Genomic DNA, 23,881 nt, shown 5'->3' with positions numbered 1-23,881 from the left:
GAAAATACATGACGGGAGAGAACTTGTCGCAGCAGATTCCGGTCGGAACCGTTTTGGGTGGCCGTTACGAAATCACCGCACAGATTATCATCACCGCCGAATCAGATATGATCCTCGAAGGTAAGGATCAGATTCTGAACCGTAAGGTTTCGGTGGTGGTGGCTTCTCCCGTGCGCAGCCACCTCTTGGAGAAGAATTCGCGGGCGCTGGCGGTCAATAGCCGCTACAACATTCAGATTCTCGATATGGGAATCGCCCCCGAAGGCAATAAATACCTGGTGACCTCATACAGCCGCCCGGATGTTTTGCTTGACACCCTACTGACCGACAACCCCTCGGTCTCTCCCGACGGCAACCCTGATGAGGCACTCGGGGCCGAAATCTTCGGTGATAGCCTTACCGGTGCCGCACCGCAAACTTACGAGAACATTCCAATGGTGGGTTCCGAAACCTCCGCTATCAGCGCCGTAAAGGCCTGGGAGGTCTCACAGATCCCCTCGATGAACGTTGCACCTATGGTCTCCGGACCGAACGATGACGGCGTCTATGAAGACGACGAAGACGAGGGTACAAACCGCGGAACCTGGGCTATTGCCTTCGCCGCCGTGCTTCTATTGGTCATTGTTGCCGGTGGCGTGCTCACCACACTGACCGGCCTGGGGTCGAATCACGCATCGAATCCGGTTAAAGGCAAGAACGCCTCGACAAGCGCAAGCGCTACGGCAGGGTCTACGGAATCTGAGGAAGCCTCCCCGTCGGCATCTCCCAGCGCCTCCAATGTGCCAGTAAAGGTTACCTCCGTATCGCGTCTGGTGCCGAGCAACCCTAACTTTATGGCGGATATGGACTCCGGTCTTCCCGCACTGACCGATGGTAGCCCCTCAACCACCTGGTCCAGCTATGGTTTTGGCAGTCCCGCCTTCGGTGGTGTTGTCAAGGAATTCGGGCTTGCCGCTAAACTGGAATCTCCCACGGTTGTCTCTAAACTAACTATTCAGCAGACAGGCGGTTCCGGCGGTTCCTTCACCGTATACACCAATAACCAAGCCTCGATGAGCGGTGCTACCGAAGTTGGCAAGGGAAGCTTCTCTGGGCAGGACGTCACGGTTGAGCTGGATAAGGACAAGCAGTCTGCCGATAAGGGCGGCTACATCATCATCTCCTTCGATGAAGCACCCAAGCTCTCACAGCCTATCGCAGGGTACAGCTACGGTCTGCGCATTGGCGAGATTAAGGCCGAGTAGCGTATAGCCTCAACGAGTGGCGCATCCTCATACATGGGGATGCGCCATTTATTTTGCCTCGATCTCACTCTCTCAAAGCTTCCGCCCAGTATTCTCCGTCGGGTGCAACCCTGAACATAAAATGTCACATTTTTCTTCGGTACCCGGCTTCGACCCCAGTCAATATGGATTAGCCGCCCCCAGAATGGAATAATTGGGGATACTGTTGCGTTGAGCGACTATCAGCAGAAAATTGAGGAAGAGAAGAATGAGCACTGAAAATACATTGGGCAATCTGTTCGGAGGCGCCGCTCTCGGCGGTCTGAACCTTGCCGCATCCTCTACCCCCCAAGAAAAAGCCCAAGAAACGGCCTCTGAGGGCGATCAGAAGGTCCACAACGTTATTATCGTGGGTTCCGGCTCTGCCGGGTACACTGCCGCCGTCTACGCGGCGCGTGCCAACCTTGAGCCGGTACTCTTCGCAAGCTCCCTCTCCCCCGGCGGCGCTCTCATGACTACAACCGAAGTCGAGAATTTCCCCGGTTTTGTGCAGGGCATTCAGGGACCCGAACTCATGACCAATTTCGGTGCCCAGGCGGAGCGCTTCGGCACGGATATTCGCTACCAAGATGTCGAAAAGTTGGAGCTCGACGGCGATATTAAGAAGGTTATTCTCTCCGACGGTTCCGTGCACCTGGCGAAAACCGTTATTATTTCAACCGGTTCGCAGTACCGCAAGCTGGGTGTTGAAGGTGAAGATACACTTTCTGGCTACGGCGTCTCGTGGTGCGCAACCTGCGATGGCTTCTTCTTCAAAGATAAAGAAATCGCGGTGGTAGGCGGCGGCGATTCTGCTCTGGAAGAAGCACTCTTCCTCACCACCTACGCATCCAAGGTCTATCTGATCCACCGCCGTGACTCTTTGCGCGCATCCGATATTATGCAGCAGCGCGTTTTCGACAACCCCAAGATTGAAGTTCTCTGGAATTCCGTAGTGAGCGAGATTCACGGCGATTCCAAGCTGGAAGAGGTCGTTCTGACCGATACCGTTACTGGCGCTACCCGCGATATGAGGCTCGACGGACTGTTCATTGCTATCGGTTCTGATCCGCGTATCGAGATGGTTAAGGATCAGCTGGAGATTACCGATCAGAACACGATTGCGGTTCAGGGACGCTCGTCAAAAACCTCTCTGCCCGGTGTTTTCGCCGCGGGCGACGTCATTGATCCAACCTACCGTCAGGCGATTATCGCCGCCGGTTCGGGTGCGGTAGCAGCACTCGACGCACAGCACTACCTCGAAAACCTTTAGTCAGGAGAAACAGATATGAGCAATGCAAAAGCAGTAACCGATGCCACTTTTAAGGCTGAGGTTCTGGAAAATTCCAAACCGGTGATCGTTGATTTCTGGGCCGAGTGGTGCGGTCCTTGCCGCATGGTCGCTCCGGTTCTTGATGAAATCGCCGCCGAATATGGCGAGAAGGTCGATGTCGTGAAGGTCAATGTCGAAGAGAGCGGCGACACCGCTATGGAATACGGCATTACTTCTATCCCCGCGATCTACCTTTTCAAAGATGGGCAGGTTGTAAAGAAGAGCGTAGGCGCTCGTCCCAAACAGGCACTCATCGCTGATTTTGAGGAATACATCAAGTAGGTTTTCTTCAAGCCTTCATCCTCAAAAACCCATAGAAGGTGTGGATGTTTCACGTGAAACATCCACACTTTCTATCTTTATACCTGCTTCGTTTACAGGGCTACAAACACTTTATATACTTTTTGAGGTTGTATTTTAGATAAGAATATCTTATGAAGATACTATCCGTGAATGTCTGTATGACTTCGGCATAGTTCTTCCTGTAACCATTTCATAGTGTCGAAAACGTAGGATTTTAGCCTGTCTCGATAAATACCCTTGTAATCCTCAATATCCAAAAAGGAAGCGCAGGCTTACAATTACCTTCAGCTCGGAGTTCGTGTTATTAGTCCTCGTGCCACTCCCCTGCTCTGCTATATACACCGCTGTAGGTCCCGCAAAGACTCGTATACCTACCGTTTTCACACATGCTCCAGACCTCTGTGAGCTCTTCTTATCCGGAAACAATGTCAGACAGCAGGTAAAAACGCCCACGAAGCTCAATACACCAGATATACACACTTTATACAAGGCTGGGGGTGGTGATGTTTCACGTGAAACATCACCACCCCCAGTAGATTATGTGAGGAAGGGTTCTAAGCTATCGTATGAACTAAGAACCTTTGAAATCAGAATCCAGAACCCGAATAATGCGGTTGAGATCCTCGACATTAGCAAACTCAATAGTCATCTTGCCCTTACGAGCACCGAGCGAAATCTTAACCGAGGTATCCAGTTTATCGGCGAACGCATCCGCTATATAGTCCAATCGCTCGTGATGCTTCTGTGGCTGCGGGGTTTTCCGCTCTTTATCTGCCGGAGCTTCGCTCGCATGGGCAACAAGCTCCTCAACGGCACGCACAGAAAGCCCTTCATTCACGATCTTCTGAGCAATGGTCTCTATCTTTGCCTGATCGGTTAAAGTCAGCAGGGCACGCGCATGCCCGGCAGCGATAACGCCTGCCGCTACCCTGCGCTGTACGAGAGGAGGCAACCTGAGCAAACGAATCGTGTTTGAGATCTGTGGGCGAGAGCGCCCAATACGCTTTGCAAGCTGCTCTTGGGTGGTACTGAAATCTTCCATAAGCTGCTGATATGCAGCCGCCTCTTCAATGGGATTCAGCTGGCTACGATGCAGGTTTTCCAGCAGGGCGTCTCGAAGCAGATCAATATCTTGCGTGTCACGGATAATGGCGGGGATAGTTTCTAGACCCGCAGCCTGGGTTGCGCGCCAACGCCGCTCGCCCATCACTAACTCATATTTTTCGGCATTTTTCTCGCGTGAAGGGCGCACCACAATAGGCTGCAGAACACCAATCTCGCGAACCGAATGGATGAGCTCAGCCATGTCTTGTTCATCAAAATCAACGCGAGGCTGTTTGCGGTTTGGGTGAATATCAGAAACTTTGATTTCTGCGAACTGAGCTCCAGGAACGGGTACGAGGTTGCTGTTACCTTCTTCCTCAGCTTCCTTCGTTTCTTCACCAAAGAAGAAATCTACCGGGCGGCGTGTTAACGTCGTATTGCGAAGTGCCGCACCCATATCCATACGAGGTTTCTTCTTCTGAACTTCGCGAGGCTGAGACAACGTTTCACGTGAAACATCTGATTTCTGCACAGGCTGCGATGCGGACAAAGAAACAGATGAGACGTGTACGTTCTCTTCTTTTTTCTCCCCCGCTTTCACGGCAGGGGCTTTAAGACTAGGCATCTTAATCGCAGAAACCTTTTGCGGCTTCGATGAACCAGAAGGTTTCCGAGTCTCAGCAGAAGATTTCTGAGGTTTCGGATCCGTAGCTTTTTGCGACGAAGAGATGCGGTTCTCTTGCTGTTCTGTCCGTTTCGTTGTCGCAGACGGTTCCTTTTTCGGGGCAGATTTTTTCTGCGGCTCCGGCTTTACGTTGCGAGTCTTCGGGCGTTTTGCCGAGGATGCGGCGGCTTGTTCCTCCTGCTGAGGTTTGCGAGTCTCCGCTACCTTCTTCTCCGCCTCTTTCTCAGCAACATCGGAAGCAGTCACAACAGGCGTCGTATTATTGGGAATGAGAGCACCCAGTCCCCTTCCGAGACCCCGTCGCTTCTCTGCCATGTTTTTCCTTCCTCACACCAAATTTCCTACCGCTCTCATGCATGCCGATTACACTTCATATGAACCTTGCAGCACCGTAAAATCTGCGCTCAGAAAATTCGGTATTTCCCTAGATATAAAACTCAAAAAGTTTATTTATGGAGAATATCGGAGTCATTACCAATCCTGATATGCCGATATTCCAGAACATCCATATGCTCCGTATTCCTCTTAGCGGCGCGCAATTTCCTGCGCCGCCTCACGATAGGCCTGAGCACCGGTAGACGTTGGATCATAGCTAATAACGGTCTGCTGGTAGCTCGGTGCCTCCGAAATGCGTACAGAACGCGGAATCTTGGTCTGGAGAGTTTCCTTTGGGAAATGTTCCCGTACCTCTTCCGCTACCTGATATGCAAGATTGGTACGCCCGTCGTACATGGTCAGCAGAATCGTACTAATCTCTAGATTGGAATTCAGATGTTTCTGAATCATCTGAATGTTCTTGAGCAGCTGGCTCAAACCTTCCAGGGCATAGTATTCACACTGAATAGGAATCAGGATTTCCTCTGCCGCCACAAAAGCATTAACGGTTAGCAGTCCCAAACTTGGCGGACAGTCGATAAATACGTAGTCGAGCCGTCCCATCCCCTGCTGGGCACGCCACTCAGTATAGTCCTCCAGAGCGTTTTTGAGGCGTTTTTCACGTGCCACGACCGAAACAAGTTCAATCTCTGCCCCGGCAAGGTCTATATTCGCGGGCGCGCACCACAGATTATCGAGATCAGGGCACTCCTGCACAATATCGGAAAGCGGAGTATCGTCAATCAGGGTGTTATAAGTACTAGGAAGCTCCACGCCATGCTCAATACCGAGAGCCGTCGAAGCATTTCCCTGGGGGTCATTATCAATGACCAAAACGTTCATTCCCGCTTCTGCAAGGGCGGCCGCAATGTTCACGGCGGTACTCGTTTTACCGACTCCACCCTTCTGATTCGAGATGGTAAAGACGCGTGTATGTGGGGGCTTGGGCAGTAAAGGCGGCGTCGAGCCACCGGGGGTGATCGTCATATATCCTCCGCGCCTGATGCTGATGGTTGATGTGTCTTTCGCCAGATAAAGATACGCACACCATGTTTCACGTGAAACATTGAATAAAGAGCATCAAGGATGTTTCACGTGAAACACCGATGCTGTCTCCGGTCTGCGCGTTCCTCTTTAAGATTACCTGTCAAAACAGCGATATACCACGTACACCCTCGACAAGTTGTCTAGGATTCGTATTTTTTCACGAAAATTTATGATTTCACCCCCCAAGTATTCACTCTCAGCACAGCATCATGAACCGATTATCAACCTCTCAGCCAGGAAAATTTATACAAGTTCTACTACTCATTTTTAATATTCCACATTCACGAAAAACTACGGTGCCTACGCCGAAAGTTCCTTTTCATCTCTTGCGTACCACAAACTCTTTCTTTCTCCGCTATCAGGCAACGAGCATAAGAAAAGGGTTGAAGATACATCTGAGAATGTACCTTCAACCCCTATGAAGCTCGCAGCTTCAGAGTTTATCGAGACTAGAGTGTAACTCGCACAACGGTTGTGGGCTCATCCAGCAGCCCCTCCCCCGCCGTCAGGATTTCAGTCTCGCGAGCCCCGAAACGGTTGAGTTTCTTCTTAGCCTTCTTGATTTCCTCCCGTGCAGAACGCCCTTTGAGAGCCAGAAGCTCACCGGTACCGCGCAAAATCGGCAGGGTAATATCCACAAGACCCACCAGCGCAGATACGGCGCGAGCAGTCACCACATCGGCTTCAACCTGCCCGACAGCCTGCTCGGCACGCGAGCGCAGAATTTTTACATTCTCAAGGCCTAGATCCTCAACCACTTCATGAAGCCATATCACACGGCGTTCCAGAGGCTCTATGAGCGTGATTGATAGATCGAGGCGGGCAATAGCCAGACAAAGCCCCGGCAGACCCGCTCCAGAGCCTACATCCGCCACGGATGCGCCTTCGGCGATATATTCCTGCACGGCGGCACAGTTGAGCACGTGACGAGCCCACAGCCGCGGTACTTCGCGCGGACCAATGAGCCCGCGCTCAATCCCCGTCGTCGCCAAATGTTCCACATAGCGCTGTGCCAGAGGAAGACGATCACCAAAAATTGCGGTGGCGGCTACAAGGTCTTGACCTTCACAAGGAACCGTCATTTACGCCTCCGGAAGGGAAATCACCACATGGCGACGTGTGCCTTCGCCTTCGGATTCGCTGTAGAGTCCCTGCTCAGCAACCACATCGTGTACAACCTTGCGTTCATAGGCGCCCAGTGGTTTCAGGTGGAAATCTTCGCCGGAGGCACGCACCTTCTCGACGGCGTCGAGGGCTATTTCGGTGAGCTGTTCTCGACGTTGTGCACGGTAACCCGCAATATCGAGAATAAGACGCGAACGGTTGCCGCTGGCGGCCAGAACCGACAGGCGCACGAGTTCCTGCAGAGCGTCTAAGACCTCACCGCGGCGACCGACAAGGTGGCGCAGATCTTCATTCCCATCGTCATCATTGACCACCGAGAGATAGATGCGCTGGTTGCGCACCTCAATATCAATATCTCCGTCAAGATCAACGATATCGAGAAGTTCTTCGAGGTAGTCAGCGGCTATATCCCCTTCTTCCTCAATCATGCTGATTTCGTCGATTTCTTCGACAGCCTCAGTTTCCGATGCGGTGCTTGGCGATTCTGCGGTTTCTTCAAATATTTCAGTCATGGTTTTCCTTGAATTTATCGATGCTGTGTTTAGTTGAGTTTCGGCTTATTCGAGTTTTTATTGCCCGAATTGTTCTGCCCGCCACCTTTACGCTGCTGCTGTTTCTGGCGTTTCTTACTCATGGGCTGCTGACGCTGACCCGCGGCAGCACGCTCACGCGCCTCCTCAAGCTCTTTTTCGTGCTGTTCTTTGGTTTTCCCAACGGGGGGCAGACCTTTAGCGGCGCGGCGTTCGTTGAGTTCCTTCTCAGCCTGGGAACCGGGGGTGGGGTTATTGCGGATCACCCACCACTGCTGGCCCAGTGCCCAGAAGTTTGAGACGGTCCAGTAGTACATCACACCAAGAGGGAAGTTAATGCCCGTCACCGCGAAAATAATGGGGAAAATGTACATCATCATCTGCTGCTGACGGAACATCGGGGAGCTTTTAGCTGCCTCGGAAATGTTCTTGGCACTGAGCTGTTTCTGAATGAAGAATTGGGTACCGCTCATGAGCAGAATCATGATGATGGCCTGGGCAACGGTGGCGGCATGATTGCCGTTGCCGGGGTTCATCATGGTCGAGAAAATGGGGGCACCGAAAATGTGGGCTTCACTGAACTGTTTCACCAGATCGGCAGGAAGCATAAGGATGCCTTCATTCGCTGCTGCCGCCCCGGAAACTCCCATGAGCACCTGGTACAAACCGAAGAAGATAGGCATCTGGGCAATAATCGGCAGGCAGGAGGCAAACGGGTTGGTGCCGTGTTTTTTGTACAGCGCCATCTGCTCCTGTGCCATCGCCTGGCGGGAAAGCTGATCTTTCTTACCTTTGTATTTGGCCTGCAGCTTTGCAATATCACCCTGCATGGCGTTCATACCGCGCATCGATTTAATTTGGCGCATAAATAGGGGAATGGTTACGGCACGCATCACGAGAGTCAGACAGATAATGCACAGCACCCAGGTCAGACCTGAGGACGGATCCATACCAATACTGGTAAAGATCGTGTGGAAGAACCACAGCACCGCAGACACGGCCAATTTAAAGGGCCAAAGGATCATGTCAAAAATGTTCACGGGAGTTTTTCTCCTTATGACTCGGCTAAGTCTTCGTAGGAATCTCGACAACCGTTAGTGGTTGTTCGAGTGAGTTTCTAGGGGATGGTTCAGGAGCATAATTTTAGGTTCCTGACCGGAAGCAAAGGTCCGTTTTCCGGGCGGGACGGGATCGACTCCGCCGGTTGCCCAGGGATTACACCGCAGAATGCGCCGCACGGTTAAGCTGAGACCGCCGAGGGCTCCGTGAGTGGTGACCGCTTCCAACCCGTAGGCGGAGCAGGTCGGATAATACCGGCACACATCCCCATAGAGTGGGGATACGACTTTACGATAAGCCTTAATAAGCCCAATCAGAATATTCTGCGGCAGGGTATAGACCGCATGCAGAAAAGATACCGGATGCACAAACTCATGGGGCGCTTGTGCGAGGCATTCATCGGGATCAAGCTGATGTGTGTGGGGATGATGTGTGCTGCTGTGATGAGGGTGAAAACGCTCATCACATCGACGATGGTTCATAGTCCCCTCCCCCACGGTTTTCAACATTGCAGTGTTGATCTTGACGGTCAAGTTTTTTCAGAGAGGATTCTAGGGCACCTCGATAGTCTGCGCGCAATTCTTCCCAGTTCGCTCCAGCGGATGCGGGAAGCGCCCGCACGGCAATATACAGTCCCTGCGGGTAGGTGCTAACGGTTGCGGCAGCGAGTTCACGCAAACGCCGTTTAACACGGTTACGAGTCACAGCATTTCCAACGGCTTTTGACACAATGAAACCTATCCTGGTTGTATTTCCGGGTTTTTGAGCCGTATATACAACTAAGTTCCGGCGCCCTGAGCGGGTACCGGAACGAAAAGTCGCGGAAAATTGGGAGCTGGTGCGCATCCGGTGCTGGATTGGCAGCACGTTTTCCTTCCCTGTAGTGGAAAACCCGCTAACACGAATGCGTTAGCGGGTTTTGCTGAGTTCTTTATGCCGAAAGCTTGGAACGACCCTTGGAACGACGGTTCGACAGGATAGAACGACCGGCACGAGTACGCATACGAAGACGGAAACCGTGTTTCTTCGCACGACGGCGGTTATTCGGCTGGAAAGTACGTTTACTCATACTTATCTCCTTGGACACAAAATCCTACCCGCTGGCTAGGATTTCTAAGCTTTTTCGTGCCCGATGGTACCTCGACACTTCGAGGTAGGCGGTACACATACAACAGAACAACTCTAGAAGAGTCTATGCTGCAAAGCAAGTTAATCCGCCCCGCACATAACCCCGAGTTATCCCCAGGTTGTGGGGATTAGACTATCCACAGGTGTTCTCAACGGGTCTTCAAAACATCATATCCACAGTTTTCCACATCCTTGTTATACACTTAATTTCCTTGATATATCAAGGAAAAATAACGAAATTCAAGAATTTTTCAACCGGTTATCCTCAGGAAAGACACAATTTTTCCACATTGTGTATAACTCCTGTGGATAAGCTGTTTATGATGTGTATAACCTACGGTAGAATCGGTACATATCTTTGTCATCTTTACGAGGGGAATCACTGATGAACGCTGAGCACACGCAGCTTCAGGAACGCTGGGAACAGGTCATAAGCATTCTGCAAGCGAATCCTGAGGTCTCTCAGCGTCTGCGTGGTTTTGTGAGTCTTGCGCAGCCTCAGGCTTTCGTGGGAACCGTTCTTCTGATTGCCGTTCCCAGCGAACTAACCCGCAATATTTTTCAGTCTCAGCTCAAGGCCCCCTTCCAACAGGCTCTGACCACCGTTTTTGGCCCCGGTGTATCAGAGGCTTTCACGATTGATGAATCGCTTGCGCAAACATCTCAGACGGTTTCGCCTTCGATACCGCAGATCGAAGACGATTCTCCTATGCCCCCGCTTCATGAGGTTGAGGCCGAGCTCCACACCCCTGTACCGCCTCATCAAACTGCGGATGTGCCCGTTGCCGATGCACCGACAGCGTCACCGGTTGATCCCGCCATCTTCGCCGAGCGCCCGCAGAGTTCTTCCCCCTCCCCCACCGATTTTTCCGAAGTACACACGCCGCAGCATGTGGACTCTGCCATTCCCGCTCAGCCGATTTCTTCTCCTGCAGAGACTGAGGACATTTCTTCCCAAACCGCAGATACTCATACCGCTGTTTCTTCGGATTCCGGTTGGGATTCTTCGGCACGTCTGAACCCAAATTACACCTTTGATACTTTTGTGATTGGTCAGTCTAACCGCTTTGCACACGCCGCAGCATTTGCTGTTTCAGAGTCCCCCGCCCAAGCCTATAATCCCCTCTTTATTTATGGCGATTCGGGGCTGGGTAAAACCCACCTCCTGCACGCGATTGGGCACTATGCCAAGCATCTTTTCCCGAGCTTGCGCGTGCGGTACGTAAATTCTGAGGAGTTCACGAACGATTTCATCAATTCGATTCGTGACGATGAGGGATCATCTTTCAAGCAGATTTATCGCAATGTCGATATGCTTCTGATTGACGATATCCAGTTTTTGGCGGGTAAAGAACATACGCAGGAAGAGTTCTTCCATACTTTCAATGCCCTGCATAATCACCAAAAGCAGGTTGTGATTACTTCTGATCTGCCACCAAAACAGCTCACTGGATTTGCCGAACGTATGCGTTCGCGCTTTGAGTGGGGTCTGATTACCGATGTTCAGCCTCCCGAGTTGGAGACTCGTATCGCTATTTTGCGCAAGAAGGCACAGAGTGAATCGCTCAACGTTCCCGATGATGTGATGGAGTATATTGCATCGCATATTACGGCGAATATCCGCGAGTTGGAGGGCGCGCTCATTCGTGTAACGGCATTCGCCTCGCTCAATAAGCAGCCCGTCGATGTTGCTTTAGCCGAAGTTGTGCTCAAGGATCTCATTACAGATGCGGGCGACACCGAAATTACCTCGGGGCAAGTGCTGGCGACTACGGCTTCCTATTTCGATGTGACTTTAGAAGATTTACGGTCAAAGTCCCGCACTCGAACCCTTACAAATGCACGTCAGATTGCCATGTACTTACTGCGTGAGCTCACAGATATGTCATTGCCGCGCATCGGGCAGGAATTAGGCGGCCGCGACCACACCACGGTTATGCACGCGGTACGGAAGGTGGGAGCACAAATGGCCGAACGACGCACTACCTTTAACCAGGTCACCGATTTGACGAACAAAATCAAGCAGGATCAGCGTGAAAGTCGGTAGTTCCCCGGAATTTCAAGGTTTAAACAGCCTGTGGATAACGTGTGTGTTAAACCGGGGCGTTAAGTGGATATTAAGTGCATGATTATTCATGATGTGTGGACGAAAGTAGATGTATAAATATCCATACACAATACATCCTCAGAAACGCTAATTTTTGTCCACTTAATATCCACAGATGATTTCCTTGATTTTACAGGGAAACTCTGGTTTTTCCACGATATCCACAGGGGTTATTAACATTACTGTACTTTAAAGAAAACACCCTCACATAACATAAAGCGCACCCACGCAGGTCCAATTGAACGCAATACCCAACTGTCTTGACTACGGTAATGAGACAACAGCACCAGATTTTGTAATTACAATTTTCATAACCTTCTGAAGCTGTACTGCATGATCTACCTTCCTAAAGATGTAATTACAAAATTTTCTAAACCCTCTGAGCGGAACTATCCCGTAGCCTCTCCTTGACGAACCTGTATCCGGTAGGATGGATTATGCAGTTTTGCATAAACTACACACGCACGATGTAGGGTTCTCAATTCCATACGCATCCGTGAGCTCATCATCGTTGTTTTTCAAACCCGTTTGCTTCATCACCGAAAGGCTCTTTGATGAAATTTACCGTTGAACGTGACGTACTTGCCGAGGCGGTTGGTTGGACCGCGCGCTCGCTACCTCTTCGTCCCACCTCTCCCGTGCTCAACGGCCTTCTCATCAAAGCTGAAAGTGGTGAGGTTTCTATTTCGAGCTTCGATCATGAAATCAGTGCTAAGCAGACGATCGAGGCGTCGGTAGAGCAGGAAGGAACCTGTTTAGTACCGGGTAAGATGCTTGCCGAAATTTGCCGCTCGCTGCCTAATGCAGATGTTGAGTTCGTTGCTAATGACTCCACAATCTTTATGACCTGTCGTTCCGCAAAGTTCCAGTTAGCGGGTATGCCGGTGGCGGACTATCCGGAGCTTCCCGAACTACCGCAGATCTCCGGTACCGTTGATGGCGCGGAATTCGCTAAGGCTGTCTCCCAGGTTCAGATCGCAGTTTCCAAAGACGAAACTTTACCGTTGCTTACCGGTATTCGCCTGGAAATCTCCGGTTCAACCATGACTCTTCTTGCTACCGACCGGTACCGCCTGGCGATGCGCGAAATTACCTGGAATCCTGAGAACCCTGAAATTGAGGCTGCGGTTCTGCTCAAGGCCAAAACCATGACCGAGGTGGGGCGTACCCTCTCAAGCTCGGGAGAGCTTTCTATCGCACTTCCTGAAAATGGCGATCTTATCGGTTTCTCCGCAGGATCCCGCCGAACTACGAGTGTTCTCATGGACGGTCAGTACCCGAATCTTCGTGCCCTCTTCCCAACCGAAACCGCAGTTCATGCCGTGGTCCGTACATCAGATTTGGCGGAGGCGGCGCGCCGTATTTCCCTCGTGGCGGAACGTAACACTCCCCTGCGCCTTCAGTTCACCGAAGACGGACAGGTTTCGATCGATGCCGGGCGCGGTGATGAGGCTCGCGCATCCGAATCGATGCCCGCGCAGCTGGACGGTCACGAAATTACGGTGGCATACAACCCCACGTACCTTTCGGAGGGATTGGGAGCCTTTGATACCGATTTTGTACGTTTCTCCTTCACTGAGGCTCCTAAACCTGCCGTGCTCTCTGGTCAGGATGAACCGCTGAGTGAAGAAGATCTTAGCTACCGTTACCTGGTTCAGCCGATTCGCCTGCCCGCTAACTAATTGTGCGTTTCGGCGCCGGGGCATAGAAAATTAGAATAATCATTCGTTTTTATTGAAGGGGGTATTGTGTATCTTGATCATCTTTCGCTTCTTGATTACCGCACCTACCCCCTTCTTAATTTGCCGCTAAGCGCCGGAGTTACCGTTTTTTTAGGGCCTAACGGTGTTGGAAAAACCAATATTATTGAGGCTATCGACTACACCGCGAACCTTTCCTCGCACCGCGTAAGCCATGATGGTCCGCTCGTGCGGGTGGGCGCATCCCGAGCCTATATTCGTGTGCGTACGGTACGCGGTTCACAACAAACGGTCACCGAATTTGAGATAGCACCCGGGGCGAGCAATCGGGTGCGCATTAATCGAGCCGCTCCCGTGCGCGCCCGTGAAGCCCTAGGGATTACGCGCACCGTGTTGTTCTCCCCCGAAGATTTGCAGCTCGTCAAGGGTGAACCCGCGGGACGACGCCGTTTTATTGATGATTTAGCGGTTTCGCTGCGACCCGTCGTTTCCGGGTACCGTCAGGAATACGAACGCATTTTGCGCCAGCGCAATTCGCTGTTGAAAACATTGCAGCGCCTCGGTTCCCTGGCGGCAGACGATGAAAACGCAATGCACACCCTTGATGTATGGTCGGAACAATTAGCGCAGCTAGGGGCACAGCTCCTCGCAGCACGATTTCGCGTTCTATGGCTTCTGCTTCCCCACTTGCGGCGTGCCTACGCCGGTCTGACCGACGGGTCAAAGGACATCTCATTTACCTACGATTCGACGGTTTTTCCGGAGATTACCGAGCGAGGGCTCGAACATGTTTCGCGTATGAGCATCGACGACATTAAAGATGCGATGGCGCAGCGCTTGCGCGAGCGTCGTGCCGCCGAACTGGAACGCGGGGTGACCCTGGTTGGACCGCATCGTGACGATATAACGCTGCTTTTGGGCGGGTTAGCTGTTAAACAATTTGCCTCTCACGGAGAAAGCTGGTCGGTTGCGCTTTCTTTGCGGTTGGCTTCCTGGTTTGTGCATTGTGCCGACGATGATTCCCCCGGGTCCTCCCCCATTCTTATTCTTGACGATGTTTTTGCCGAGTTAGATTCAGAACGGCGTCATAGGCTCGGCGCTTTGGTGGCGCAGGCAGAACAGGTTTTGCTCACCAGCGCCGTGCTGAGCGATATTCCCGAGGAACTGGGGACGTACCGCTTAGTGCGGGTGAGTGCCGCTCACGCCGAATATGCGCCCGAAACCACAGACGCACCGCAGACTGAGGAATTGCCCTCATGAGCGAGAAACTCTGGGATGACGGTGAGGAAATAGGCACGCAAGCGTCGAATCATGAAGAATCTTCGCTTGATCCCGAGCAAGAATACTATCGTGATGAGGTCGATGCCCCCGCCGCCATGGTAGAACGGATGCGTGCCGCCGCAGCCGCCCGCGGCGAGGGGCGACTCAACTCATTCTCTGCAAAGAAAATTCTTCGTGAATTTGGCTCTGCTATGAACGCCGAACCGGGACAGCGGAAAACTCGCGCCCAGCGGGTCGATATGCGCGCGTTGGGCGGCTATACCGCATCCGGTGAAGATTCTCGCGATCCTAAACCGCTTGACGGCGTGATCTCGTACCTGATTCGATCTCGCGGGTGGAAAGAACCCGTGGCGGTCTCTAGCGTCATGGCACGATGGAGTGAACTCGTTGGGCCCGAACTTGCCACGCACGCTAAACCCACGCGCTTTGAGAATGCCGTGGTCGATGTGCAGTGTGATTCGACCGCGTGGGCAACGCAGCTTAGGCTCATGCGCAATCAGATTGTGCAGATGTTCGCGCGTGAGCTCGGCGAAGGCGTGGTGACGAACATTCGTATTTACGGGCCGAATAATGGGCGCTGGGCATCGCGCGGTCCTAAACGGGCACCGGGAGGCCGAGGGGTACGAGACACCTACGGATAACCCGCTTATTTGACACCTTTGCGTCATAAGGGCCTAAATCGCCGGAAACGAAGATAACGGTACGGTATATATCCCCCACCGCATACCGGGGTGAGTATGCTCAGAAAAGCCTTAGAAGGCTGTATATTCGAAATAAGCCGTTCCACACCCTTCAAAATATGGGCGTAAAGTCGTGAAATTCGGTAGAATAGTAGAGAATATGCTGATGCTGCGCTCATCTAGGTGCAGCGGTGATACATCACCGGGCATGAGATCTACCCCAAGGAGTTACGCACTCGTGACATCTGAACAACCCCATGAATACGGCGCATCTGACATTACCGTTTTGGAGGGTCTGGAAGCGGTTCGTAAACGTCCCGGTATGTATATCGGCTCGACAACCGAACGTGGTCTACACCATCTGGTCTACGAGGTGGTCGATAACTCCGTAGATGAGGCGCTCGCAGGCTACGCAAGCCATATTGAAGTTACAATTCAGGCCGATGGTGGCGTGCGCGTTCAAGATGATGGCCGCGGTATTCCCGTGGATGAGCATCCGACCGAGCATAAATCCACGGTCGAGGTCGTTATGACTGTTCTTCACGCTGGCGGTAAATTCGGCGGCGGCGGATATGCCGTTTCCGGTGGTTTGCACGGCGTGGGTATTTCCGTCGTTAATGCGCTCTCAAAAAAGGTTATAACCGAAGTCCACCGTCAGGGTTATTCCTGGCACATTTCTTTTGCTAACGGTGGTATTCCTGATGGTCCCCTGCGCCGCGGTAAAGCCTCTCAGAAGACCGGTACTATTCAGACGTTCTACCCTGATCCCGAGATTTTTGAGACCGTTGAGTTTGATTTTGAGACTCTGCGTGCCAGGTTCCAACAGATGGCGTTCCTGAACAAGGGACTGACAATTTCTCTCACCGATGAGCGTGACCAGTTTGAGGGGGGCGATGAGGTTGCTGAAGAAGAAGATGAAAAAGATAAAGTTCTTCCCCTCAACCGTGTAGGTGCAAACTCCGAAGGGCACCGCACGGTCACTTATCGTTACGATAATGGTCTTTTCGACTACGTGCACTTCCTCAATGCGGGTTCAAAAACCGTTATCAACGAGGACATTATCTACTTTGAGGCTGAAGACACCGTGCGCCATATGGCGCTTGAGGTGGCTATGCAGTGGACCGGTTCTTATAAAGAGTCGGTGCACTCCTATGCGAATACGATCAACACTCACGAAGGCGGTACTCACGAAGAGGGTTTCCGTGCTGCGCTGACGTCCCTGGTGAATCGTTATGCTCGCGAGAATAAACTGCTGCGTGATAAAGACGATAACCTCACCGGTGAAGACGTGCGTGAGGGTCTGACTGCGGTTATTTCGATTAAGATTTCTGAGCCGCAGTTCGAAGGGCAGACGAAGACAAAGCTCGGTAACTCCGAAGCAAAATCCTTTACCCAGCGCGAGATTAACGATCATATGGCCGATTGGTTCGATCGTAACCCCGCTGTCGCCAAGGATGTGGTGCGCCGCGCTATTACGGCGGCACAGGCACGTATGGCGGCACGTAAAGCGCGAGAAACGACTCGGCGTAAGGGTCTGCTGGAAACCAGCTCAATGCCCGGTAAACTCAAGGACTGTGCCTCAAAGGATCCATCGATCTCCGAAATTTATCTGGTGGAGGGTGACTCAGCAGGCGGTTCGGCAGTGCAGGGGCGCGATCCAAACAGCCAAGCCATTTTGCCGCTGCGCGGTAAGATCCTCAACGTGGAGCGTGCCCGCCTCGATCGAGCGCTTTCCAATGCTGAGATTCAGGCTATGATTACGGCCTTCGGCACCGGTATCGGCGACGATTTCGACCTAGAGAAGGCACGCTACCACAAGATCGTTCTTATGGCCGATGCCGATGTGGATGGCCAGCACATCACCACCCTATTGCTAACCCTGCTCTTCCGCTTTATGCGCCCGCTCATCGAAGCCGGATATGTGTATTTGGCACAGCCTCCGCTGTATCGCATCAAGTGGTCAAACGCTCCGCATGATTATGTGTTCTCTGATGCCGAGCGAGATGAGGCTCTAGCGCGCGGTCAGGCAAAGAATCAGCGTCTACCCAAAGACAACGGTATTCAGCGTTATAAGGGTCTTGGCGAGATGGACTACACCGAGTTGTGGGATACCACGATGGATCCTCAACGCCGTACCCTGCTTCAGGTGAAGATGGAGGATGCGGCTGCTGCCGATCAGATCTTCTCGGTTCTGATGGGTGAAGATGTGGAAGCACGCCGCGACTTTATTCAGCAGAACGCCAAGGACATTCGATTCCTCGATATCTAAAGGGTTTGGCATATAGCCAATTGGCTATATTTCCCAAACGGAATATAAGCGAGAGAGTCACAGAGGAACGGAACAACTATGAGTGAAGAAAACCAAAGCGAAAACCCAGATATCGAGGTCACCACAAATAGTGGTGAGATTGTGCTTGACGATCCCCACGGTCATATTGAACAGGTAGATCTGCAGACCGAGATGCAGCGTTCTTACTTGGACTATGCAATGGCGGTTATTATCGGTCGCGCCCTGCCCGATGTGCGTGATGGACTCAAGCCTGTGCATCGTCGTGTAATCTACGCGATGTATGACGGTGGGTATCGACCCGATCGTGCCTTCAATAAGTGTGCTCGCGTGGTGGGCGATGTGATGGGTCAATTCCACCCCCACGGCGACAGCGCCATTTACTATACCCTTGTACGCCTGATCCAGAGCTGGATTATGCGCTATCCCCTGGCGCTCGGTCAGGGTAACTTTGGTTCCCCCGGTAATGACGGCGCTGCGGCTCCGCGTTATACCGAGACGAAGATGGCACCTATCGCCCTGGAAATGGTGCGTGACATCAATGAAGATACCGTCGATTTTCAGCCTAACTATGATGGTAAATCGCTTGAGCCTACAGTATTGCCGGCGCGCATCCCGAACCTTTTGGTGAATGGTTCCTCAGGTATCGCCGTGGGTATGGCAACCAATATTCCTCCGCATAACCTGCGTGAAGTTGCCGCAGGTGTGGAATGGTTCCTCAAGAACCCGAATGCCACGAATGAAGAGCTTCTGAGTGCCCTCATGGAGCGTATTAAGGGACCGGACTTCCCCACTGGCGCCACCATTTTGGGTACCAAGGGTATTGAGGATGCTTACCGCACCGGCCGCGGTTCCATTACGATGCGCGCGGTTGTCAATGTCGAAGAGATCCACGGGCGCACTTGCCTTGTGGTGACCGAGCTGCCGTACCAAGCAAACCCCGATAACCTGGCGATTAAGATTGCCGATCTCATCAAGGAAGGTAAAGTCACCGGAATTTCCGATCTGCGTGATGAAACCTCAGGCCGTACCGGCCAGCGTCTTGTAATCGTGCTCAAACGCGATGCCGTGCCCAAGGTTGTACTCAACAACCTGTATAAGCACACCCAGCTGCAGGAGAACTTCTCCGCCAATATGCTGGCGATTGTGGATGGCGTGCCGCGTACTCTCTCGCTTGATGCCTTCATTCGCCACTGGGTAAACCACCAAATGGACGTGATTGTACGTCGTACTCGGTACCGTCTGCGTCAGGCTGAGGAAGAAGCGCATATTCTGCGCGGTCTGCTCAAGGCTCTGGACGCTCTGGATGAGGTTATTGCACTTATCCGCCGCTCCCCCACAGCCGATGAAGCTCGTTCGGCCTTGATGGACTTCCTGGATATTGATGAAGCGCAGGCTCAGGCAATTCTGAATATGCAGCTTCGTCGTCTGGCGGCTCTGGAACGTCAGAAGATTCAGGATCGACACGACGAGCTGCAGCGCCTCATTTCGGAATATAACGCGATTATTGCTTCTGAAGATCGCCAGCGTGAGATTATTTCCGAGGAACTGGGCGAGATCGTGAATCGCTACGGCGATGACCGCCGCACCGAGATTCTGCGCGGTTTCAACGGCGATATGTCGATGGAAGACCTTATTCCTGAGGAAGAAGTTGTCGTAACGATTACCCGCGGCGGATACATAAAACGCACCCGCAGCGACCAGTACCGCAGCCAGCATCGCGGTGGTAAGGGTATTCGAGGTGCTCAGCTGCGCGGCGACGATGTTGTGGAACATTTCTTCGTGACTACCACGCACAGCTGGATTCTGTTCTTCACCAACTTGGGGCGCGTATACCGCACCAAGGGCTATGAATTGCAAGAGGCTGGGCGTGATGCCAAGGGACAGCATTTGGCAAACCTTTTGGAATTCCAGCCGGATGAGCATATTGCTCAGGTTATGGATCTGAAGACCTATGAGGATGCCGAGTACCTGGTTCTTGCCACGAAGGGCGGATTGGTCAAGAAATCTCGTCTGAGTGACTACGATACGAACCGTACCGCCGGTCTAATCGCGATTAATCTGCGTGATGATGACGAAGTGGTCTCTGCATTCCTCGTCTCTCCCGAAGATGATATTCTGCTGATCTCGCGCAATGGTATGTCTCTGCGCTTCCATGCTAACAATGAGTCTCTGCGTCCTATGGGACGTTCGACTTCGGGCGTGACCGGTATGAAGTTCCGTGACGGTGATGAACTGATATCGGCACAGGTTGTTATCCCTGAGTCCTTCGTGTTCGTAGTGACCGAGGGCGGATACGCTAAGCGTACTCATGTTGAGGGATATCGCGTTCAGGGTCGTAACGGTTTCGGCATTAAGGTTGCTAAGCTTGTGGAAGGCCGTGGTGCTCTTGTGGGTGGCCTGATCGTATCTGAGAACGATGAGGTGCTCGTTGTGATGCAGAGCGGTAAGGTTGTTCGCACCAATGTGAGTGAAGTTCCTGCCAAGGGACGCGACACTATGGGCGTTATCTTTGCGAAGCCGGGTAAGGGCGATAGCATTATTGGTATTGCTCGTAACCAAGATCGCCAGCTAGATGAACAGAAAGAAGACGACGCTGAGGTGGAAGCCACAGAAGAATCTGTGATAAATTCCGAGGTGGTGGATACGCAAGAAAATACGCCAACCACCGCATCCACCGATGTAGACGGAGGTAACTAATGAGCGCAAACCCACAGGGGTCGGCTCCAGGAAAACAAACGGCACCCGCAGCACAGGGAACCCCTGCGGGCGGTACGAATGCTTCTAACCGGCAAAGCAATGCATCTAAGCCTGGTGGTTCATCACAGCAGCGTTCTGCGAAGCGTCCTGCCAATGGTACACGCCCTAAAAACAAGGGACAACGACGCCAGTCTATCCGCCCGGTTCCGCGCTCGCGTATTCGCCGTGCTCGTCTGGTGGTTCAGCGAATTGATACCTGGTCGGTTGCGAAGATGGTCTTCCTGCTCTCTATGGCTCTGGGTATTGTGACCATTGTGGCTTCGGTAATCCTCTGGCTTTTCTTGCAGGCTTCGGGTGCTTTTACCGGCGTGAACCAGATCTTAACCTCCATGGGTACCGGTAACACCAATATTGATATTACCCAGATGGTCAATATCGGTCAGGTGGCTTTGGCAACGACTATTCTGTCGGTCATTAACACCGTTATCTTCACGCTTTTGAGTATGATCGGCGCAATTTTGTATAACTTGGCCGCTAAGCTCGTGGGTGGTATTACGCTGACCCTCAGCGACGAATCATAAGATAGTCCTGAGTATCTAAAACCGCCGTCTTTGTGCGTTATCAACCGGGGTGAGTATCGGAGTGATACTCCCCCGGTTTTTTGGTTTTATGGGGCTTCTGTCTGTGTTGTAATGCACATCTAAGAGATTTGGCAACAGGGTAAAACATCTGTATAGTTATATTTCGTTCTTGCGGAGAATTCCGCCGGAATGGGAGGGCGTATAGCTCAGGCGGTTAGAGCGCTTCGCTGATAACGAAGAGGTCCCAAGTTCAAGTCTTGGTACGCCCACTCTCCATGACGAAAGGTTGCTATGAAAAAGCTCTTTGTTCTTGCGGCTGTCTCGATCGTGGCATTTCTGGGCTTCAAAAAGGTTCAGTCGCAGCAGGTCCGTCAGGCCTGGCAGGAATCTACAGATTCCATTTAGAACTTCATAGCGATTTTCCGCTAATGCGGGGGCGTGGCGCAATTGGTAGCGCATCTGCTTTGCAAGCAGAGGGTTAGGGGTTCGAGTCCCCTCGCCTCCACGTTTCGGTGATTATAGTGAGAGGGAAACGCCTGGTTCCATTCCGAACCCAGTAGCTAAGCCTCTTTGCGCTGATGGTACTGCACTTTGATGGGTGTGGGAGAGTAGGTTGTCGCCGGACTAGTTTTAGAAAAGGACCCCGAGCATAGAACTCGGGGTCCTTCGTTTTATCACCAAAATGCCGCTAAATTCTCTCAAATATGTAGTGTTCCTAGATAGAATTACAAACCTTATAATCGCGCTGCGTCATAAATCCTCGCATCTACATGAACAGTAGATGAACACGTGTTATACATGAGGAGACCTGCTGTTGGGGAGAATCTTAGGAAACGCTATAAACCACAGAAAACCATGGAAAAGGCTCGTGATATATGGTGGATTTATTATCCGTATATCCTTTATTTCTCGGGTTTTTAGGTCAAGATGAGGCATTGTAGCCCACAGGCATTGTGTTGGTTTATGTTGTTTTAAGTGTTATTTCGTTTCGGGGAAGAATACTTTAGATTTTACGCGAGACATTCCATAATCAAAATGTGACTACTGAACTTATCATCCTCGTGATTGTGGTGTTGACGGCACTGGCCTTCGACTTCACAAACGGCTTTCACGATACCGGAAACGCGATGGCGACCTCCATCGCTACCGGTGCGCTTAAGCCTAAGACAGCGGTGGCGTTGTCAGCATCGCTGAACCTAGTGGGTGCCTTTCTATCCGTTGAGGTTGCTAAAACCGTCGGTAAAGGGCTGGTAAACCTTGACAGGATTGATATCAGTACCAACGGCGCCGATCTTATGTTGATCGTCTTTACCGGCCTTGTAGGCGGTATTCTCTGGAATGTGCTGACCTGGCTTTTTGGGCTTCCCTCCAGTTCTTCCCACGCTCTTTTCGGTGGTTTGATCGGTTCCGCGCTTGCCGCTATGGGGCTCAATGGTGTGCAGTGGGAAGGCGTTGTTTCCAAGATCGTAATTCCCGCCGTGATGTCCCCGGTTGTGGCGGCTCTTGTTTCTACGGTGGGTACATGGTTGGTCTATCGCGTCGCCTCGCCGGTATCTGACGATAAGAAGACCAACGGATTCCGTTGGGGTCAGGTGGGCACCGCATCCCTTATGTCCTTGGCACACGGCACCAACGATGCACAGAAAACTATGGGCGTGATATTCCTAGCCCTAGTTGCTTCCGGCACCGTAAAAAACGACGATGCTATTCCGTTCTGGGTCAAAGCATCCTGTGCTATAGCCATTGCCTTGGGTACCTACCTGGGTGGCTGGCGTATTATCCGCACCCTGGGTAAGGGCATTGTGGAAGTTGATACCCCGCAGGGCGTAGCCGCCGACGGAGCATCCGCAGCAATTATTCTGACCTCGTCGCACTTTGGTATGGCACTTTCGACCACCCATGTTGCTACCGGCTCAATTCTGGGTACCGGTTTGGGTCGTAAAGGCGCAGAAGTGCGCTGGGGTGTTGCCGGGCGTATGGTGATCGCCTGGGTTATTACTCTTCCCGCCGCTGCCGCTATCGGTGCTATTACGTGGCTGATTGGTACGGGACTGAATAACCTGACGAACACTCATCACGTGGGTGAATTGGTTGTCTTCTTGATCCTGCTGGCCTTTAGTATCTGGATGTGGCGCCATTCCCAGAAGGATGCTGTGGACGCATCGAACGTGACCGCCGATTGGAACGACAGCAAGAATGACAGCAAGGCAGAGGAGACTCAGGACGAAACTCTTGAGAGCCGCCAAAGCGATGATCAAGACATGCCTGAATTATCCTCTCCGGCACGTGAAAAGGCGGGTGCATAATGTCTCTTTTCGAATTGTTTGAAAAGATCGTCCCTGTTGTTCTTGCTGGGCTTTTCTTAGGTGCCGGTTTGCCAGCACTCTACGCCTTTGGAATGCGTTTGCTGGCGGGGGATACCGAGTACACGGCAGACGGTAAACTTATCGAGATTCAGCCTCCTAGTCGCGGTTCAAAGATTGCCGCGAGCGTTGTATTTGCTATCATCATAGGAATTGTGTTTATTGGCATTCTGTGGGTCGCCAAAGATTTCATCTTCCATACTTTTGGGTGGAATATCTTTGGTGTGACCGGTGGAGGTCACTAAATACATGCTTGAAGATAGATATGATGAACGTATAGAGGAGGTATCC

General features: G+C 52.1%; 21 protein-coding genes, 2 tRNA genes and 1 rRNA gene. 16 read left to right on the top strand and 8 right to left on the bottom strand.

What is annotated here, in order from left to right; translation table 11 throughout:
• Nucleotides 1-8 precede the first annotated feature (8 nt).
• From HMPREF3164_RS05290 to trxA, 3 genes are all read left to right on the top strand, one after another.
• On the top strand, nt 9-1,244 hold the full coding sequence (locus tag HMPREF3164_RS05290; protein WP_070449426.1) for a serine/threonine protein kinase: 1,236 nt from the start codon (nt 9-11) through the stop codon (nt 1,242-1,244).
• 247 nt (nt 1,245-1,491) lie between these two features.
• Nucleotides 1,492-2,535, top strand: coding sequence for a thioredoxin-disulfide reductase (gene trxB / locus HMPREF3164_RS05285; protein ID WP_070449425.1), 1,044 nt, complete (start codon nt 1,492-1,494; stop codon nt 2,533-2,535).
• Nucleotides 2,536-2,550: 15 nt separating this feature from the next.
• Nucleotides 2,551-2,877: a thioredoxin gene (gene trxA, locus HMPREF3164_RS05280; protein WP_048755435.1), complete on the top strand. Its 327-nt coding sequence runs from the start codon at nt 2,551-2,553 to the stop codon at nt 2,875-2,877.
• 592 nt (nt 2,878-3,469) lie between these two features.
• Here trxA and HMPREF3164_RS05275 read toward each other — a convergent pair.
• The 8 genes from HMPREF3164_RS05275 to rpmH all read right to left on the bottom strand — a co-directional run bounded on the left by HMPREF3164_RS05275 (nt 3,470) and on the right by rpmH (nt 9,832).
• Nucleotides 3,470-4,942: a ParB/RepB/Spo0J family partition protein gene (locus HMPREF3164_RS05275; RefSeq protein WP_070449423.1), complete on the bottom strand. Its 1,473-nt coding sequence runs from the start codon at nt 4,940-4,942 to the stop codon at nt 3,470-3,472.
• Between the two features lie 210 nt (nt 4,943-5,152).
• A complete protein-coding gene (locus HMPREF3164_RS05270; protein ID WP_004005936.1) occupies nt 5,153-5,989 on the bottom strand; it encodes a ParA family protein in 837 nt (278 codons plus the stop codon).
• Between the two features lie 509 nt (nt 5,990-6,498).
• Nucleotides 6,499-7,131 carry a 16S rRNA (guanine(527)-N(7))-methyltransferase RsmG gene (gene rsmG / locus HMPREF3164_RS05265; RefSeq protein ID WP_070449421.1) on the bottom strand — a complete coding sequence of 211 codons (633 nt, stop codon included), beginning with the start codon at nt 7,129-7,131 and terminating at the stop codon, nt 6,499-6,501.
• A complete protein-coding gene (locus tag HMPREF3164_RS05260) occupies nt 7,132-7,686 on the bottom strand; it encodes a Jag family protein (RefSeq protein ID WP_004005934.1) in 555 nt (184 codons plus the stop codon).
• A 29-nt stretch (nt 7,687-7,715) separates the two neighbouring features.
• A complete protein-coding gene (yidC, locus tag HMPREF3164_RS05255) occupies nt 7,716-8,744 on the bottom strand; it encodes a membrane protein insertase YidC (protein WP_070449419.1) in 1,029 nt (342 codons plus the stop codon).
• A 54-nt stretch (nt 8,745-8,798) separates the two neighbouring features.
• A complete protein-coding gene (gene yidD / locus HMPREF3164_RS05250; RefSeq protein ID WP_048752400.1) occupies nt 8,799-9,245 on the bottom strand; it encodes a membrane protein insertion efficiency factor YidD in 447 nt (148 codons plus the stop codon).
• The gene (gene rnpA / locus HMPREF3164_RS05245) at nt 9,226-9,630 is read right to left on the bottom strand and encodes a ribonuclease P protein component (RefSeq protein WP_048752402.1); all 405 of its coding nucleotides are present in this window, start codon (nt 9,628-9,630) and stop codon (nt 9,226-9,228) included. Before rnpA ends, yidD begins: the two co-directional genes overlap by 20 nt.
• Before the next feature lie 64 nt (nt 9,631-9,694).
• Nucleotides 9,695-9,832: a 50S ribosomal protein L34 gene (rpmH, locus tag HMPREF3164_RS05240; RefSeq protein ID WP_004005930.1), complete on the bottom strand. Its 138-nt coding sequence runs from the start codon at nt 9,830-9,832 to the stop codon at nt 9,695-9,697.
• Between the two features lie 444 nt (nt 9,833-10,276).
• On the opposite strand from rpmH, the gene dnaA reads away from it, so the two are divergent.
• The 13 genes from dnaA (at nt 10,277) to HMPREF3164_RS05180 (ending at nt 23,835) form a co-directional block, all read left to right on the top strand.
• Nucleotides 10,277-11,938 carry a chromosomal replication initiator protein DnaA gene (gene dnaA, locus HMPREF3164_RS05235; protein ID WP_070449416.1) on the top strand — a complete coding sequence of 554 codons (1,662 nt, stop codon included), beginning with the start codon at nt 10,277-10,279 and terminating at the stop codon, nt 11,936-11,938.
• 614 nt (nt 11,939-12,552) lie between these two features.
• Nucleotides 12,553-13,680, top strand: a complete 1,128-nt coding sequence (dnaN, locus tag HMPREF3164_RS05230; RefSeq protein ID WP_048752405.1) for a DNA polymerase III subunit beta — start codon at nt 12,553-12,555, stop codon at nt 13,678-13,680.
• A gap of 66 nt (nt 13,681-13,746) precedes the next feature.
• Entirely contained in the window at nt 13,747-14,958 is a 1,212-nt protein-coding gene (recF, locus tag HMPREF3164_RS05225; protein WP_070449413.1) for a DNA replication/repair protein RecF, read from the top strand.
• Entirely contained in the window at nt 14,955-15,620 is a 666-nt protein-coding gene (locus tag HMPREF3164_RS05220; RefSeq protein ID WP_083297349.1) for a DciA family protein, read from the top strand. Before recF ends, HMPREF3164_RS05220 begins: the two co-directional genes overlap by 4 nt.
• A gap of 247 nt (nt 15,621-15,867) precedes the next feature.
• Complete coding sequence (gene gyrB, locus HMPREF3164_RS05215; protein WP_210396063.1) at nt 15,868-17,928, top strand: DNA topoisomerase (ATP-hydrolyzing) subunit B; 2,061 nt, start codon at nt 15,868-15,870, stop codon at nt 17,926-17,928.
• Between the two features lie 78 nt (nt 17,929-18,006).
• Nucleotides 18,007-20,646, top strand: coding sequence for a DNA gyrase subunit A (gene gyrA, locus HMPREF3164_RS05210; RefSeq protein ID WP_070449407.1), 2,640 nt, complete (start codon nt 18,007-18,009; stop codon nt 20,644-20,646).
• Nucleotides 20,646-21,227: a DUF3566 domain-containing protein gene (locus tag HMPREF3164_RS05205; RefSeq protein WP_070449406.1), complete on the top strand. Its 582-nt coding sequence runs from the start codon at nt 20,646-20,648 to the stop codon at nt 21,225-21,227. The genes gyrA and HMPREF3164_RS05205 overlap by 1 nt, the downstream gene beginning before the upstream one ends.
• Before the next feature lie 195 nt (nt 21,228-21,422).
• Nucleotides 21,423-21,496 (top strand) — tRNA-Ile (locus HMPREF3164_RS05200).
• Between the two features lie 22 nt (nt 21,497-21,518).
• Nucleotides 21,519-21,632: a DUF2648 domain-containing protein gene (locus tag HMPREF3164_RS11045; RefSeq protein WP_115333524.1), complete on the top strand. Its 114-nt coding sequence runs from the start codon at nt 21,519-21,521 to the stop codon at nt 21,630-21,632.
• 27 nt (nt 21,633-21,659) lie between these two features.
• Nucleotides 21,660-21,732, top strand: a tRNA-Ala gene (locus HMPREF3164_RS05195).
• A 3-nt stretch (nt 21,733-21,735) separates the two neighbouring features.
• Nucleotides 21,736-21,852: ribosomal RNA gene (gene rrf, locus HMPREF3164_RS05190) — 5S ribosomal RNA — on the top strand.
• A 412-nt stretch (nt 21,853-22,264) separates the two neighbouring features.
• The gene (locus HMPREF3164_RS05185) at nt 22,265-23,533 is read left to right on the top strand and encodes an inorganic phosphate transporter (protein WP_070449404.1); all 1,269 of its coding nucleotides are present in this window, start codon (nt 22,265-22,267) and stop codon (nt 23,531-23,533) included.
• Nucleotides 23,533-23,835, top strand: a complete 303-nt coding sequence (locus HMPREF3164_RS05180) for a hypothetical protein (protein ID WP_004005921.1) — start codon at nt 23,533-23,535, stop codon at nt 23,833-23,835. The genes HMPREF3164_RS05185 and HMPREF3164_RS05180 overlap by 1 nt, the downstream gene beginning before the upstream one ends.
• Nucleotides 23,836-23,881: the final 46 nt, after the last annotated feature.

The organism is Rothia sp. HMSC08A08, assembly GCF_001808385.1.
GTDB classification, from domain to species: Bacteria; Actinomycetota; Actinomycetes; order Actinomycetales; family Micrococcaceae; genus Rothia; species Rothia dentocariosa.
Note: the sequence above shows the minus strand (reverse complement) of the source record. Positions and strands in the feature narration are given on the sequence as shown.